Source organism: Rodentibacter genomosp. 1 (genome assembly GCF_001999285.1).
GTDB lineage: Bacteria > Pseudomonadota > Gammaproteobacteria > Enterobacterales > Pasteurellaceae > Rodentibacter.
The window spans coordinates 16,324-31,833 of record NZ_MLHN01000016.1; the positions used below are offsets into that span (position 1 = coordinate 16,324).

The 15,510-nt window shown below is 39.6% G+C and carries 15 protein-coding genes; 13 read left to right on the forward strand and 2 right to left on the reverse strand.

The genetic code is table 11. The features are described 5' to 3' along the window. Positions 1-70: 70 nt before the first annotated feature. From BKK54_RS08905 to miaB, 6 genes are all read left to right on the forward strand, one after another. Positions 71-520, forward strand: a complete 450-nt coding sequence (locus tag BKK54_RS08905) for a DUF441 domain-containing protein (protein WP_077542731.1) — start codon at positions 71-73, stop codon at positions 518-520. Positions 521-523: 3 nt separating this feature from the next. Continuing rightward, complete coding sequence (locus BKK54_RS08910; RefSeq protein WP_077542732.1) at positions 524-898, forward strand: DUF423 domain-containing protein; 375 nt, start codon at positions 524-526, stop codon at positions 896-898. Then, a complete protein-coding gene (hrpA, locus tag BKK54_RS08915) occupies positions 895-4,806 on the forward strand; it encodes an ATP-dependent RNA helicase HrpA (protein WP_077542733.1) in 3,912 nt (1,303 codons plus the stop codon). The genes BKK54_RS08910 and hrpA overlap by 4 nt, the downstream gene beginning before the upstream one ends. A 224-nt stretch (positions 4,807-5,030) precedes the next feature. Then, positions 5,031-5,657: an ADP-ribose diphosphatase gene (nudF, locus tag BKK54_RS08920; protein WP_077542734.1), complete on the forward strand. Its 627-nt coding sequence runs from the start codon at positions 5,031-5,033 to the stop codon at positions 5,655-5,657. 15 nt (positions 5,658-5,672) lie between these two features. Further along, complete coding sequence (gene cpdA / locus BKK54_RS08925) at positions 5,673-6,497, forward strand: 3',5'-cyclic-AMP phosphodiesterase (protein WP_077542735.1); 825 nt, start codon at positions 5,673-5,675, stop codon at positions 6,495-6,497. A gap of 263 nt (positions 6,498-6,760) precedes the next feature. Beyond that, positions 6,761-8,185, forward strand: coding sequence for a tRNA (N6-isopentenyl adenosine(37)-C2)-methylthiotransferase MiaB (gene miaB / locus BKK54_RS08930; RefSeq protein WP_077542736.1), 1,425 nt, complete (start codon positions 6,761-6,763; stop codon positions 8,183-8,185). Positions 8,186-8,222: 37 nt separating this feature from the next. Here the strand turns inward: miaB and BKK54_RS08935 are convergent, their stop codons facing one another. Continuing rightward, positions 8,223-9,035 carry a DNA ligase gene (locus tag BKK54_RS08935; protein ID WP_077542737.1) on the reverse strand — a complete coding sequence of 271 codons (813 nt, stop codon included), beginning with the start codon at positions 9,033-9,035 and terminating at the stop codon, positions 8,223-8,225. Positions 9,036-9,241: 206 nt separating this feature from the next. Here BKK54_RS08935 and lpcA point away from each other — a divergent pair, with 206 nt between their 5' ends. The 5 genes from lpcA to artM all read left to right on the forward strand — a co-directional run bounded on the left by lpcA (position 9,242) and on the right by artM (position 12,773). Then, a complete protein-coding gene (gene lpcA / locus BKK54_RS08940; RefSeq protein ID WP_077542738.1) occupies positions 9,242-9,826 on the forward strand; it encodes a D-sedoheptulose 7-phosphate isomerase in 585 nt (194 codons plus the stop codon). Between the two features lie 128 nt (positions 9,827-9,954). Beyond that, entirely contained in the window at positions 9,955-10,686 is a 732-nt protein-coding gene (gene artP, locus BKK54_RS08945) for an arginine ABC transporter ATP-binding protein ArtP (RefSeq protein WP_077542739.1), read from the forward strand. Between the two features lie 15 nt (positions 10,687-10,701). Further along, a complete protein-coding gene (locus tag BKK54_RS08950) occupies positions 10,702-11,421 on the forward strand; it encodes a lysine/arginine/ornithine ABC transporter substrate-binding protein (protein ID WP_077542740.1) in 720 nt (239 codons plus the stop codon). Positions 11,422-11,424: 3 nt separating this feature from the next. After that, a complete protein-coding gene (gene artQ / locus BKK54_RS08955) occupies positions 11,425-12,090 on the forward strand; it encodes an arginine ABC transporter permease ArtQ (RefSeq protein ID WP_077542741.1) in 666 nt (221 codons plus the stop codon). Continuing rightward, positions 12,090-12,773 (forward strand): arginine ABC transporter permease ArtM, encoded by a 684-nt coding sequence (artM, locus tag BKK54_RS08960; protein WP_077542742.1) that lies wholly within the window; start codon positions 12,090-12,092, stop codon positions 12,771-12,773. The genes artQ and artM overlap by 1 nt, the downstream gene beginning before the upstream one ends. A 52-nt stretch (positions 12,774-12,825) precedes the next feature. On the opposite strand, the gene BKK54_RS08965 is transcribed toward artM, so the two are convergent. After that, positions 12,826-13,059 carry a zinc-ribbon domain-containing protein gene (locus BKK54_RS08965; protein ID WP_077542743.1) on the reverse strand — a complete coding sequence of 78 codons (234 nt, stop codon included), beginning with the start codon at positions 13,057-13,059 and terminating at the stop codon, positions 12,826-12,828. A 197-nt stretch (positions 13,060-13,256) separates the two neighbouring features. Here BKK54_RS08965 and BKK54_RS08970 point away from each other — a divergent pair, with 197 nt between their 5' ends. Together BKK54_RS08970 and mraZ are read left to right on the forward strand one after the other, a co-directional pair. Continuing rightward, positions 13,257-14,849, forward strand: a complete 1,593-nt coding sequence (locus tag BKK54_RS08970; protein WP_077542744.1) for a carbon starvation CstA family protein — start codon at positions 13,257-13,259, stop codon at positions 14,847-14,849. A 189-nt stretch (positions 14,850-15,038) separates the two neighbouring features. After that, entirely contained in the window at positions 15,039-15,497 is a 459-nt protein-coding gene (gene mraZ, locus BKK54_RS08975; protein WP_077542745.1) for a division/cell wall cluster transcriptional repressor MraZ, read from the forward strand. The last annotated feature ends 13 nt before the right edge of the window (positions 15,498-15,510 follow it).

The following is a 15,510-nucleotide window of genomic DNA, read 5'->3' on the forward strand; positions in this document are numbered from 1 at the left end:
ATTTAAGAAGTTGTTATAATCCACGACCTTATATTTCTAAAACGCACTTTATCAGTCATTTAGGAGAGGTATGTCATTACAATTCAATATGATCGCCTTATTATTGGTGATCCTCATTATTCTCGGTATTGTAAGCCATAACAGTGCCATCACTGTTTCCGCCGCCGTGTTGTTGATTATGCAACAAACTTTTTTATCTGAATATATCCCGTTCTTGGAAAAATACGGTTTAAAAATTGGTATTATCATTCTTACTGCCGGTGTATTAAGTCCGCTGGTTTCAGGAAAAATCAAACTCCCTAATTTGGCGGATTTTCTAAGCTGGAAAATGGCGCTTTCTATTATTGTTGGCGTATTTGTGGCATGGTTGGCTGGAAAAGGCGTTTCGCTGATGGGAGAACAACCTGTATTAGTTACCGGGTTATTAATTGGCACAGTGGCAGGCGTAGCCTTTCTTGGAGGGATTCCCGTTGGACCGCTTATTGCAGCAGGTATGCTGGCACTATTATTAGGAAAATAATAAATGAAAAACAAATGGTTATTTATTGCCGCATTAAGTGGCTTTTTCGGCGTAGCGTTAGGCGCATTTGCTGCTCATGGATTAACTCATATTTTGGATCACAAAGCGCTTGAATGGATTGATACCGGTCTGAAATATCAGCTGTTTCATACTTTAGCGATTTTAGCTGTCGGGCTGTCGGTATGGCAAAATGACAAATTTGCAAACTTAGCTGCAATGGCGTGGTCAGTGGGAATGGTATTTTTCTGTGGAAGTTTATATGCCCTTGCCTTTGGTGTAAGTAAGATGGTCGTTTGGATGACACCAATTGGCGGGACTTTATTTTTAGTTGGCTGGTTTAGCCTAGCCTACGGCAGTTTCAAAAGTAAATCAGAATGAAGAAAAGAACGATAAAATCCGAATTTAATTCTTTACAACAATCTCTTTTTTCTCAACTTGATAACTTGATGCTTGTGGAAAAGCGTCGGTTATTTTCGTGTATTCAGGGTATCGGTAAAATTAAAAACCAAGATACACAGCAAGCAGTGGCATTAGAAATTGAACAGCAAATTCAACAGGCAAAATTGCGTGTAGAACGGCGTGAAAGTGAGGTTAAAAATCCTATTGTTTTTCCTGAAGATCTCCCGGTTAGCCAACGTAGAAAAGAAATTGAAAAACTGTTATCTGAGCATCAGGTTATTGTCGTAGCAGGGGAAACGGGATCGGGTAAAACGACACAATTGCCTAAAATGTGCTTAGAGTTAGGATTAGGTCGATTAGGGATGATCGGGCATACCCAGCCCCGCAGAATTGCTGCCCGTTCTGTTGCAACACGCATATCGGAAGAATTACAGACGGAGTTGGGCGATTTGGTGGGATATAAAGTCCGTTTTAATGACCAAATCAGTGAGAATACCCAAATTAAACTCATGACCGATGGGATTTTGTTGGCAGAAATTCAAACAGATCGTTTCCTCAATCAATATTCCTGTCTGATTATTGATGAAGCCCACGAACGCAGTTTAAATAATGATTTTATCCTCGGTTATCTCAAACAGCTTTTGCCACGTCGTCCGGATTTAAAAGTCATTATTACTTCTGCAACCATTGATGTGGAACGCTTTTCTAAACATTTCAACCATGCACCGATCATTGAGGTATCCGGTAGAACTTATCCTGTGGAAGTGCGTTATCGCCCAATTGTTGATGAGGAAGATCAAGATCAGCTACAAGGCATTTTAAATGCAGTAGATGAGCTTCAGGCAGAAGGCCGAGGCGATATTTTAATTTTTATGAATGGTGAGAGAGAAATTCGTGATACAGCAGAAGCGTTACAAAAACAAAATTTAAAACATACGGAAATTTTACCGCTCTTTGCTCGTCTTTCTGTTCAGGAACAAAACAGAATTTTCCATCCTAGTGGATTGAATCGTATCGTTCTTGCAACAAATGTGGCAGAAACCTCTCTTACTGTACCGGGGATTAAATATGTGATTGACCCTGGCACAGCTCGGATTTCCCGTTATAGCTATCGAACAAAAGTTCAACGTTTACCGATTGAACCGATTTCACAGGCTTCCGCTAATCAGCGTAAGGGGCGTTGCGGTCGTATGAGTGAAGGCATCTGTATTCGTCTTTATTCGGAAGAAGATTTTAATTCTCGCCCGGAATTTACCGATCCGGAAATTCTACGCACGAATCTGGCTTCCGTGATTTTACAAATGACGGCATTAGGGTTAGATGATATTGAAGCATTTCCCTTTGTCGATGCACCGGACAGACGGCATATCCAAGATGGGGTGAAATTGTTGGAAGAATTGGGTGCATTTGAAACCATTAAAACAAAGTTTGGTGAAAAACGACGATTGACCCAAACCGGTCGCCGGCTCGCCCAACTTCCAGTTGATCCTCGATTGGCAAAAATGTTGTTAAGTGCGGTCAATTTTGCCAGTGTTTATGAAGTGATGGTGATTGTTTCTGCGTTATCCATTCAAGATCCGCGTGAACGCCCAACAGAAAAACAGCAAGCGGCAGATGAAAAGCATCGTCGTTTTGCGGATAAAAAATCTGATTTCTTAGCTTTTTTGAATCTTTGGAATTATATTCAAGAACAGCAAAAAAACTTGAGTAAAAATCAATTCCGCCGCCAGTGTCAAAAAGACTTTTTAAATTACTTACGCATCCGGGAATGGCAGGATATTTATCATCAAATTCGTCTTTCTGTGCGTGAAATGGGGCTACCGATTAATTCTGAAAAAGCAGAATATCAGCAAATTCATACCGCACTTTTAAGTGGTTTATTGTCCCATATCGGACTGAAAGAGGTCGAAAAACAACAGTATCTTGGCGCGCGTAATGCCCATTTTGCAATTTTCCCTAACTCCGTACTTTTCAAAAAACAGCCGAAATGGGTGATGGCAGCGGAATTGGTGGAAACCTCAAAACTTTGGGGACGTATGGTGGCAGAGATTGAACCGGAATGGATTGAACCGCTTGCAGCGCATTTAGTGAAAAAATCTTATGCCGAGCCTCGGTGGTCAAAATCTAGAGGGGCTGTGATTGCGGATGAAAAAGTGAGTTTATACGGTGTGCCGATTGTTGTGGCAAGACCGGTAAATTATGGTGCTATTGATCCTGTTGTAAGCCGAGAGATTTTTATTCAATCTGCTTTAGTGGAAGGAAATTGGCATACTAAACATCATTTCTTCAAACAAAATCAACGGTTGATCAATGAAATAGAAGAACTGGAACACAAAAGTCGTCGTCGGGACATCTTGGTTGATGAGCGAACCCTTTTTGAATTTTACGATCAACGTATCGGTACAGAAGTGGTATCGCAAAAACATTTTGATACTTGGTGGAAAAAAGCCGCAAAACAGGATGCAGAGTTACTGAATTTTGAACGTGCGTTTCTGATTAATGAAGGGGCGGAGAAAGTAAGTCAACTGGATTTCCCAAATTTCTGGCATCAGGGGGATCTGAAGTTCAAGCTCACTTATCAATTTGAGCCGGGGATAGAGGCGGATGGGGTAACGGTACATATCCCGTTGCCATTGCTGAATCAAGTAGAGATGACTGGATTTGACTGGCAAATTCCCGGGTTACGTGAGGAATTAGTGATTGCGTTGATTAAGTCACTGCCAAAATCATACCGACGTAATTTTGTTCCGGCTCCAAATTATGCTCAAGCTTTTTTAGGCCGTGCGGTTCCTTTAGAAAAACCGTTATTGGATACGCTTATCTATGAATTGCGGCGGATGACGGGCGTCACCGTAGATGCAGAGCATTGGAATTGGGTACAAATTCCAAGCCATTTAAAAATGACTTTCCGTGTTGTTGATGAAAAAGGGAAGAAAATTGCCGAATCTATGGATTTGGATGCGCTCAAATTTGATCTCAAAGAGCGTGTACAAGAAAGCATTTCTGCTGTAGCGGATGATGCTATTGAACAGACGGGTGTACATATTTGGAACTTTGCTGATTTACCGCAATTTTATGAGCAAAAAAAACAAGGTTTCAGTGTGAAGGCGTTTCCTGCCCTAGTGGATGAAAAAGAATCGGTGGGGATCAAGCTTTTTGAAACGGAGTTTGAGCAAAAGGTGGCAATGCAGCAAGGGTTACGCCGATTATTGCTACTTAATGTCCCTTCACCGATTAAATATCTACACGAAAAATTACCCAATAAATCCAAACTTGGTCTTTATTTCACGCCTTTTGGACGGGTATTAGATTTAATTGATGATTGCATTGCTTGTGCAGTGGATAGACTTATCATGGATTTTGGCGGTTTTGTTTGGACTGAAGAGGGCTTTGAAAGACTACGGGATTTCGTGCGTGAAAATCTGAATGATGTGACCGTTGATATCGCACAAAAAGTAGAGCAAATTCTCACTTTTAATCATGCATTAAACCAACGTTTAAAAGGCAAAATGGATTTTACTATGGCGTTCGCTCTTTCGGACATTAAATCACAATTGAGCGGGTTGGTGTATCAAGGCTTTGTGCAAAAAAGCGGCTATCATCGTTTGCCGGATTTATTGCGTTATTTACAAGCTATTGACAAACGCATTGACAAACTGACTCAAGATGTGAATCGTGATCGTGCGTCAATGCTGCGTGTGGAACAAGTGCAACAAGCCTATCAGCAACTATTGGCAAAATTACCCAAATCCAAACCGATTTCTGATGAAGTGGCGGAAATTCGCTATATGATCGAAGAATTGCGGGTGAGCTTATTTGCTCAACAGTTAGGAACAAAATATCAAGTATCGGATAAACGGATTTTGAATTTGATTGCGGAGTATTAACTAGGAGAAAAAATAAGGTTTTTACAGGGTCATAGCTATGATATGGATTTTTAATTACCTTGTTTTTACATATGCTGCTTTCGTTAAAAACCAGTGATCATAAATCAATCACTGGTTTTTATTTTTTGTGAGCAATGTCAAAGTTTCAACAAAAAGTATAAACCTTTTATTTGTTTTATCGTCTTTTGAGCGTATGATTTTTACCTTAGTATTTGGAGAGAAAGATGTCTAAAATTCAACAATTTAATCAGCGTGATATTGAGATTCTTAATGAGGATGTTGTGTATGAGGGTTTTTTCACGCTCAAGAAAATTCAATTTAAACATAAACTTTTTGCCGGTGGTGAAAGTGGCGTTGTTACACGTGAATTGCTTATCAAGGGGGCAGCTGCCGCAGTGATTGCTTATGATCCGAAGGAAGATTCGGTAGTGTTGGTCGAACAGGTTCGTATTGGGGCGGCTTATCATCCTGAACCAAATCGTTCTCCTTGGCTGTTGGAGCTAATTGCCGGTATGGTGGAAAAAGGTGAACGACCTGAGGATGTGGCACTCCGCGAAAGTGAAGAAGAAGCGGGCGTGACTGTGAAGAACCTTACTCATTGCTTAAGTGTGTGGGACAGTCCCGGTGGCGTTGTAGAACGGATTTATTTATTTGCAGGGGAAGTGGATAGTACACAAGCAAAAGGGATTCACGGTTTGGCTTGCGAAAATGAAGATATTCAAGTGCATGTTGTGAAACGTGAACAGGCGTATCAATGGATGTGCGAAGGGAAAATTGATAATGGCATTGCAGTAATGGGATTGCAATGGCTTCAGTTAAATTATGTGCAGTTGCAACAACGTTGGCAATGAAATTGGGAGTCATCTATGAGAAATACGTTTGTTTATCGTTCGGGTAAACCGATTGTGAAATTGCTACAAATTACTGATTCGCACTTATTTAAAGATGAAAACAATGAATTATTAGGTGTGAATACACAGACTAGTTTTGCACAGGTTTTGAAGGAAATTCAGCAAGAAAATACTGAATTTGATGTCATATTAGCCACTGGTGATTTAGTGCAAGATAGCAGTGATGAGGGGTATCAGCGTTTTGTGAATATGGTAAAACCTTTTGGATTACCCGTCTTTTGGATTCCTGGTAATCATGATTTTCAACCTAAAATGGTTGAAAATCTCAATCAGCCACCAATGGAGAAAGCAAAACATATTTTGTTGGGGGAGTATTGGCAGGTTTTATTGCTAGATAGTCAAGTTTATGGGGTAGCTCATGGTGAATTGAGCCGGTATCAGTTAGATTTGTTAAAAACAACATTGGAAAAATATCCTGATCGCCACACTTTAATTGTATTCCATCATCATGTATTACCGACTAATTCCGCTTGGCTTGATCAGCATAATTTACGGAATTCCCATGAACTATTTGATGTGCTTGCGCCGTTCAAAAATGTGAAAGGTATTTTATATGGACATATTCATCAACAAGTGGATAGTTGCTGGCAGGGCTATAAAGTGATGGCAACCCCTTCAACTTGTATTCAGTTTAAAGCCGATAGCCAACATTTTGCCTTAGACGACGCTCAACCGGGGTGGCGGGAAATTGAATTACATTCGGATGGCGTTATTGTGACGAATGTGAAACGAATCCGGCAGGCAGTATTTTTACCTAATATGCAGGAAGAGGGCTACTAAATTTAAAAAAGTGCGGTTAAAAATGACCGCACTTTTTTTACTTTTCCGATATTATGTCGCCAATGTGTAAAAAGTAAATTTTAGCAAAATCTAGGGACAAAATGCGCGTGTCCCTACAAGAGAACAAAAAACAACGTTGTGTCGTTGCTACATAATATTGTCGTTTTCAATCGTAGCAAAAGTAAATTTTGACTGGTAAGAGTGGGAACAAATTTGTACAATAGCCGACTGTTTTTATTGAATTGACTCACAATTTTAGAAAGATGACGCAAAAATTACATATTAAAACTTGGGGCTGCCAAATGAATGAATATGATTCATCAAAAATGGCTGATTTGTTATTAAGCACCCATGGACTTGAATTAACAGATATTCCTGAAGAAGCGGATGTCCTGCTATTAAATACCTGCTCTATCCGTGAAAAAGCACAAGAGAAAGTATTCCATCAGCTAGGGCGTTGGAAAGAGTTAAAGAAAGAAAACCCTAATTTAGTGATTGGTGTCGGGGGGTGTGTTGCCTCGCAAGAAGGTGAACATATTCGTCATCGAGCGCCTTATGTGGACATTATTTTCGGGCCGCAAACATTACACCGTTTACCCGAAATGATTAATCAAATCCGTGGCGGTAAAAGCTCGGTGGTAGATGTCAGTTTCCCTGAAATTGAAAAATTTGATCGTTTACCTGAACCTCGTGCGGAAGGACCGACAGCATTTGTTTCTATTATGGAAGGGTGTAACAAATACTGTACTTTCTGTGTGGTGCCTTACACCCGTGGTGAAGAAGTTAGCCGTCCGGTAGATGATGTATTATTTGAGATTGCCCAACTGGCGGAACAAGGTGTACGTGAAGTTAATTTACTTGGTCAAAATGTGAATGCCTACCGTGGACCAACTCATGATGGACAGATTTGTAGCTTTGCTGAATTACTTCGCTTAGTCGCCTCAATTGATGGGATCGACCGCTTACGTTTTACCACAAGTCATCCAATTGAATTTGCCGACGATATTATTGATGTCTATCGTGATACACCAGAACTTGTGAGTTTTCTACATTTGCCTGTTCAGTCCGGTTCCGATCGTGTTCTGACGATGATGAAACGTGGTCATACCGCCTTAGAATATAAATCCATTATTCGTAAATTACGTGCAGTTCGCCCTGAGATTCAAATTAGCTCTGACTTTATTGTAGGGTTTCCGGGGGAAACGGCAGAAGATTTTGAGCAAACCATGAATCTTATCGCGCAAGTGAATTTTGATATGAGTTTCAGCTTTGTCTATTCCGCACGGCCGGGAACGCCGGCTGCAGATATGCCTGATGATGTGACGGAAGAGGAGAAAAAACAACGCTTATATGTCTTGCAAGAACGTATTAATCAGCAGGCTGCACAATTTAGCCGTCGTATGTTGGGCACTGAGCAACGGGTGTTAGTTGAAGGACCATCGAAAAAAGATGTGATGGAGCTTACCGGTAGAACGGAAACGAATCGTATTGTGAATTTCCAAGGTTCACCTGATATGATTGGAAAATTTGTTGATGTGAAAATCACTGATGTCTATACCAATTCTTTACGTGGCGAGGTCGTTCGGACTGAAGAAGAAATGGGATTACGTATTGCACAATCACCACAAGAAGTGATGAACCGAACACGAAAAGAAGATGAACTCGGTGTGGGGCGTTATCACGGATAGTTTTAATAGGCTGGTTTTATACCAGCCTTTATTTTGATTATTCGCTTTCTCTTACACGCCAGTAAGTAGCAAATCGAGGTTTACCGGAATTTGTTAATCCTCGGTATTTATAGGTGATAACCGAGCCTATTGATGGGGGATTTTCACGTTCATTAAGATTAAATCCTGAACCGATTTTGAATTCTCCTCGATGATTTTTGCAGGTTAATGATCCCATCACATTTTCAAATTGCCCTTTACCTTTGTGGTGAGCAATGACGGTACATTCTTCATCGTGAGCCGTTTTCAATTTGAGTATTTGTGAACTACGTTTTCGTTCATAGGGCGTATTAGGATTTCGGACTACCACACCTTCCCCTTGTTGGGCTTCGACTTCTTTTAAAAATTCATACAAATGGGCTTTGTCCCGTACAGGGATTTGTTCAATGATTTGAATATAGGGCGTAGGCTGTGTTGAAAGATAGGTTTTTAGAATGTTGAGCCGTTCAAATAAATTTCCTTTTGCGTTTGGTACATCAAATACGTACAGCTTAAGTTTTTCCCAGTGCTCGCCTTTAAAGGATTTAGTGATGGAGGATATGTCTTCAAAATGGTTGCGTTCGCTAAACAACTCGCCATCAATGGCGAAAGGCGGAAATCCTTTAATAAAGTAGGCAGGTGGCGACAAGGGTTGCCCTTGACGTGTTAATAGTTGTGTCCCATCCCAATAACCACGGACTCCGTCAAGCTTTTCGGACATCACCCAGCCTTCAATATTTTGACCTTCATAGTTTTTCAAAAGCATCACATCAATATTGGCGTAAGTTTTTATACTAAAAAATATTATGAAAATCGCAAGGACTAAGTTCATAAGATCCCTTCTTAATTTATCGATCAAAAACTGAATAAAGGTTAAAAAAGTGCGGTTGTTTTTTAAAGTATTTTGAACGTGTTTTGCGATCTTGATCGAGAAAATAAGACTTGATGAGTAAAAACAAAGGTTTTCTGACCCTAGATAAAAGATGATATCTACTATAGAATATTGCGAAATTTTCTCATTTCTTAAAAGGAGCAATAATGTACTTGGATCAAATCAAAGCAGAACTTGTGGAAGCGCAAGATGTATTAAATAAATTTATCTCTGATGAGAATAATATTAAATTAATTCAGCAGGCGGCGCTGTTAATTTCTGATTGTTTCAAACAAGGCGGTAAAGTTTTGTCTTGTGGTAATGGCGGTTCACATTGTGATGCGATGCATTTTGCGGAAGAACTTACTGGGCGTTACCGCGAAAATCGCCCGGGCTATCCGGCAATTGCAATTTCCGATGTGAGCCATTTAAGTTGTGTCAGTAATGATTTTGGCTATGATTATGTATTCTCACGTTATGTCGAGGCTGTGGGGCAAAAAGGCGATGTGTTATTTGGTTTATCTACATCAGGCAATTCTAAAAATGTATTGAATGCCATTGAGGCCGCGAAAGCTAAAGGAATGAAAGTGATTGCGATGACGGGGAAAGACGGAGGAAAAATGGCAGGGATTGCTGATGTGGAAATTCGTGTACCGCATTTCCGTTATGCGGATCGTATTCAAGAAATTCATATTAAAGTGATCCATATATTGATGATGCTAATTGAGTTTGAAATGGCAAAAGTTGCCTAAAGTGCGGTTGCTTTTGATACTATTTTGTAAAATCCCAAAATATTTTGGGATTTTTTTATTTTAAACTATTGCATAAATATGCACAAAAACGTAATATTTGTTCATCTTGTCAAGTATAGAGAATTGAAATGGCTATTCGTGTTAAAAATTTAAACTTTTTCTATGGGGCTTCCCAAGCATTATTTGATATTAATTTGGAGGCGGAAGAAGGGGATACCGTGGTATTACTGGGTCCAAGTGGAGCAGGCAAAAGTACGTTAATCCGAACCTTGAATTTATTAGAAGTGCCGACCTCAGGGCAATTAAGTATTGCCAATAATGAATTTGATTTATCAAAAGCAACGGCTAATCCGAAAGCTATTCGTCAGTTACGCCAAGATGTAGGAATGGTATTTCAACAGTATAACCTTTGGCCACATTTAACCGTGATTGAAAATTTAATTGAAGCGCCGATGAAAGTGTTGGACATTAATGAAACCACAGCAAAAGCAGAAGCAATGGAGTTACTAAAACGTTTACGTTTGGAGGAATATGCTGATCGTTTTCCCCTACATTTATCGGGGGGGCAACAACAACGGGTGGCGATTGCTCGGGCATTGATGATGAAACCGCAGGTGTTACTATTTGATGAACCAACCGCAGCGTTGGATCCGGAAATTACTGCACAAGTAGTTGATATTATTAAGGAGTTACAACAAACCGGTATTACACAAGTGGTGGTGACTCACGAAGTGAATGTCGCACAAAAGGTGGCAACTAAAGTGGTATATATGGAACAGGGCAAAATTGTGGAAATGGGCTCTGCAGATTGCTTTGAACATCCACAAACCGAGCAATTTAAACAATATCTTTCCCATTAAAAATAAGGAGAAACTATGAAAAAATTACTTTTAACAGCAGTATTATTCGGATCCGCTACAATGGTCAATGCACAGGATATTACTTTCGCTATGGAGCCAAGTTATCCCCCGTTTGAATTTACGAATGAAAAAGGTGAGATCATTGGCTTTGATGTGGATGTTGCAAATGCAATCTGTAACGAAATTAAAGCTACCTGTAAATTTAAAGGTGAAGCTTTTGATGCATTAATTCCAAGTTTAAAAGCAAAACGTTTTGATGCAGCGATTTCTGCGATGGATATTACCGAAGTGCGGTCAAAACAAGTGTTATTTTCGGATGCTTACTATGACAGCACGGCAAGCTATGTGGCGTTAAAAGGTAAAGCCACGTTAGAAACAGCAAAAAATATTGGTGTGCAAAATGGTACCACCTTCCAACAATATACAGTCGCTGAAACAAAACAATATGCTCCAAAAGCCTATGCGAGTTTACAAGATGCGATTTTAGATTTAAAAAATGGGCGTATCGACATTATTTTTGGTGATACTGCGGTATTGGCTGATATGATTAATAAAGAGCCTGACATTCAATTTGTCGGTGAGAAAGTGACTGACAAAAAATATTTTGGTAATGGATTAGGCATTGCTATGAATAAATCAAATAAAATACTTGCCGAAAGTTTAAATAAAGGTTTAGCGGCAATTAAAGCAAATGGTGAATACCAAAAAATCTATGATAAATGGATGACGAAGTAATCTATGTTTGCTGATTTTCTTTCTCTAATGTTTACGGCAGCCCTAATGACACTAGGGCTTGCAGTTTGTTCCTTGGTGGTTGGTCTGTTATTGAGCGTGATATTCGCTTTATTGGAAGCCAATCGATTAGTCGGGAAACCGATGGCGGTTTTTGTCGCATTATTGCGGGGATTACCGGAAATTCTTGTTGTTTTACTTGTGTATTTCGGTTCAACGGAAATTATCGAAATGTTGACTGGCGAATACATTGAGTTTGGGGCATTTGGCTGTGGGGTATTTGCGTTATCCCTTATTTTTGCGGCCTATGCTTCACAAACGTTGCGTGGTGCGATTCAGGCTATTCCCAAAGGTCAGTGGGAATCGGGAGTCGCATTGGGATTAAACAAAAGCTATACCTTCATTCATATTGTTATGCCGCAAGTTTGGCGTCATGCCCTGCCGGGGTTAAGCAATCAATGGTTGGTATTATTGAAAGATACTGCATTAATTTCCCTTATCGGTGTCGATGATTTAATGCGTCAAGCACAGTTAATTAATACTAATACCCATCAACCCTTTACTTGGTATGGTATTGCGGCGTTAATTTATTTGGCGGTGACATTAATCAGTCAGTTTGGTATTCATCGTCTAGAGAGACGTTTTACCCGCTTTGAGAGAGGAGTAAAATAATGTTTCAGGAATATTTATCAGTCATTGCACAGGGAATTCCAACGAGTTTATTGCTGACTGTGGTTTCACTATTCATTGCTTTTTTCCTAGCCTTATTCCTCACATTTTTACTTTCTATGGAAAAGAGATGGATAAAAAGTGCGGTCAATTTATACCTAACTTTGTTTACCGGCACGCCATTGCTTGTACAATTCTTCCTGATTTATGCCGGCCCGGGTCAATTTGAATGGATAGTGAAGAGCCCTTTTTGGCAGCTATTATCGAACGCTTGGTTTTGTGCCGCTTTAGCATTGGCATTAAACAGTGCGGCTTATTCAACGCAATTGTTTCATGGTGCGGTCAAAGCTATTCCAAAAGGGCAATGGGAAGGTTGTGTAGCATTAGGGTTAAGCCGAGTGCAAACATTGAAAATTTTGATTCCTTACGCATTAAAACGGGCATTGCCTTCTTATAGTAATGAAATTATTTTGGTATTTAAGGGAACGGCGTTGGCATCAACGATTACGATTATGGATATTATGGGATATGCTCGTCAGCTTTACGGCACGGAATATGATGCTCTCACAATTTATGGTATTGCTGGTGGTATTTACCTAGTGATTACCGGGGTCGCAACGTTATTATTGCGTAAACTTGAAAACAAAGTTCTCTCTTTTGAACGTTTGGATATAAAAAAAGCGTAAAGGGCGGTCAGTATTTTAAGAGAATCAGTGGGTTGCGGTTGCAACCCATTTTTTATGGTTGAGTAATGAAACTTGCAATGAGAATGAATAAGGCAAATATGCAAAACCAAATTAAGTGTAATTTTGTGCTTTTTCGGTTAATTTCTGCATTTTGCAGACGTCTTTCTTCTAATTTTTGTTTATAGATTTCCAAATCTTCTTGCTTAAAAGAGAATCCACAATTTGGGCAAGTTTTTGCGTATTCGATAATTTTTTTTCGACATTCAGGACAGAGGGTAAGAGCCATTTTTTAATCCTTATTAGGTATTATTTGTAAGATATTATTTTATCGTTAAAATTGAAGTAGCAGTTAATGTGATATTTATCACAATTTTGTGGAAATTTCGTAAATTAAATTTTTTGTTTAGTGGAATTTAGCATAGAATACCCCGGCTTGTTTAGAGCGTTTTAAACAACCGTATGATTATTTCTTGAGGTGCTTCTATGTTGTGGTTTTTCTTCTGTGTAGCCATTTTGATTCTTGGCTATCTTATTTATGGAAAAATTATCGAAAAAATCTTTGTCATTAATCCTAAGCGTCAAACGCCGGCTTATCAAATCAATGATGGCGTGGATTATATGCCAATGTCTAAAACCAAAATTTGGTTAATTCAGTTATTAAATATTGCAGGAACAGGCCCTATTTTCGGACCGATTCTTGGGGCATTATACGGGCCGGTTGCCATGCTTTGGATCGTGATCGGTTGTATTTTTGCCGGTGCAGTACATGACTATTTTTGTGGAATGTTAAGTATTCGCCATGGTGGCGCAACAATGCCTTACTTGGCCGGTAAATTTTTAGGTCGTCCTGTAAAAGTATTTATCAATATTCTCGCATTAGTGCTGTTATTATTGGTTGGTGTTGTATTCGTTGCAAGCCCAGCACAATTAATGGGGACGATTACCATGGATGTACTCGGTGCTTCTCAAGGCGCATTACAATTGGGCGATGCCGAGGCCGTTCATCAGGCTGTAGAAGCCGGAGGTGTAAAAGTATGGGGAATGGATAAAGCGACAGTTGTTGCTGTCTGGACTGTGATTATTTTCGCTTACTACATTCTTGCCACTTTATTGCCAATTGATAAGATTATTGGTCGAATTTATCCACTTTTTGGAGCTTTATTGCTCTTTATGTCTGTGGGAATGGTATATGGTTTGGTATCGGCTCATTTCAGTGCGGTCGATCCAATTGAATTTTTCCGTACTGTTAATGCTGACGGACAGGGGTTAACATGGGAAAAATTTGCACAAAATTTCCAAGTGAAAGGTGATGTGCCGATTTGGCCGTTACTGTTCTTAACCATTTCCTGTGGCGCACTATCCGGTTTCCATGCAACACAAACACCGTTAATGGCTCGTTGTGCAGAAAATGAGAGTGAAGGTCGTTTTATTTTCTATGGGGCAATGATTACAGAGGGAATTATTGCATTAGTATGGTGTATGGTTGGGCTGGCATTCTATGAAAATCCACAAGCATTACAAGATGCGATTTCAGCAGGTTCCCCGTCTAAAGTTGTATATGACAGTTCGTTGCATTTCCTAGGATTTATTGGCGGTATCTTCGCTGTACTAGGTGTGGTTGTGCTTCCAATTACATCCGGTGATACAGCATTCCGCGCAGCACGTTTGCAATTAGCAGAAATCTTCAATATTGATCAACGTTCTCTTTCCAAGCGTTTAGTGATTGCGGTTCCATTGTTTGTATTAGGGTATTTTGTATCAACGATCGATTTTAGTCTCTTATGGCGTTACTTCACTTGGGCAAACCAAATGACTGCAATGGTAATGTTATGGACTGCGGCAGCGTATTTATATCGCTATCATAAATTCCACTGGGTTGCCTCTATTCCGGCTTGGTTTATTACTACGGTATGTGCCACTTACTTGTACTACAATAAAATTGGCTTCAATCTAGATTATCAATTATCCGTGTATCTTGGCTTGGCAACAACGGTTGTGTGTATCGTACTATTCTTCACCTTGTTAAAACCATTAGGTGAGAGTGATGAAGAAGCTTATGTAAACACAACAAAGTGATAAATTTTCAAGGTTAATAAAACCGTTCAAGTGAAAACTTGGACGGTTTTTTTCTTGCTAAAAATTTACCGCATTTTACATTGGAATAGCTTGCAACTTTGCCTTACAACCGATAAACTTACAAACAAGTGGTGAAAAGTGGTTTTTTGTGGTGATTTTTCCAAAGTTTTAATTTTAAAGGCTTAAAAAATGTTTCGTGGTGCGGCAGCGGTAAATTTAGATTCTAAGGGACGGGTTGCAATCCCGACTCGCTATCGTGCTGAAATCATTGAAAAAAATCAAGGTCAAATGGTTTGTACTGTCGATATTCGTCAGCCTTGTTTGTTACTTTACCCTTTAGATGAATGGGAAAAGATTGAGCAAAAACTCCTCTCATTATCCAATTTTGATCCCAATCAACGACGTTTACAGCGTGTGATGCTTGGTTATGCCACAGAATGTGAAATGGATGCCCAGGGGCGTATTCTACTTAGTGGTCCATTGCGCCAGCATGCAAAATTAGAGAAAGGTTTAATGTTGGTTGGGCAATTAAATAAATTTGAAATTTGGAGCGATTCTGAATGGAACGCTCAAATTGAAGAAGATATTGCTGTGGCAGGAACCGCTGAATTTGCAATGGACTCGAATTTAAATATGCTGTCACTCTAAATTAAATTAGAAA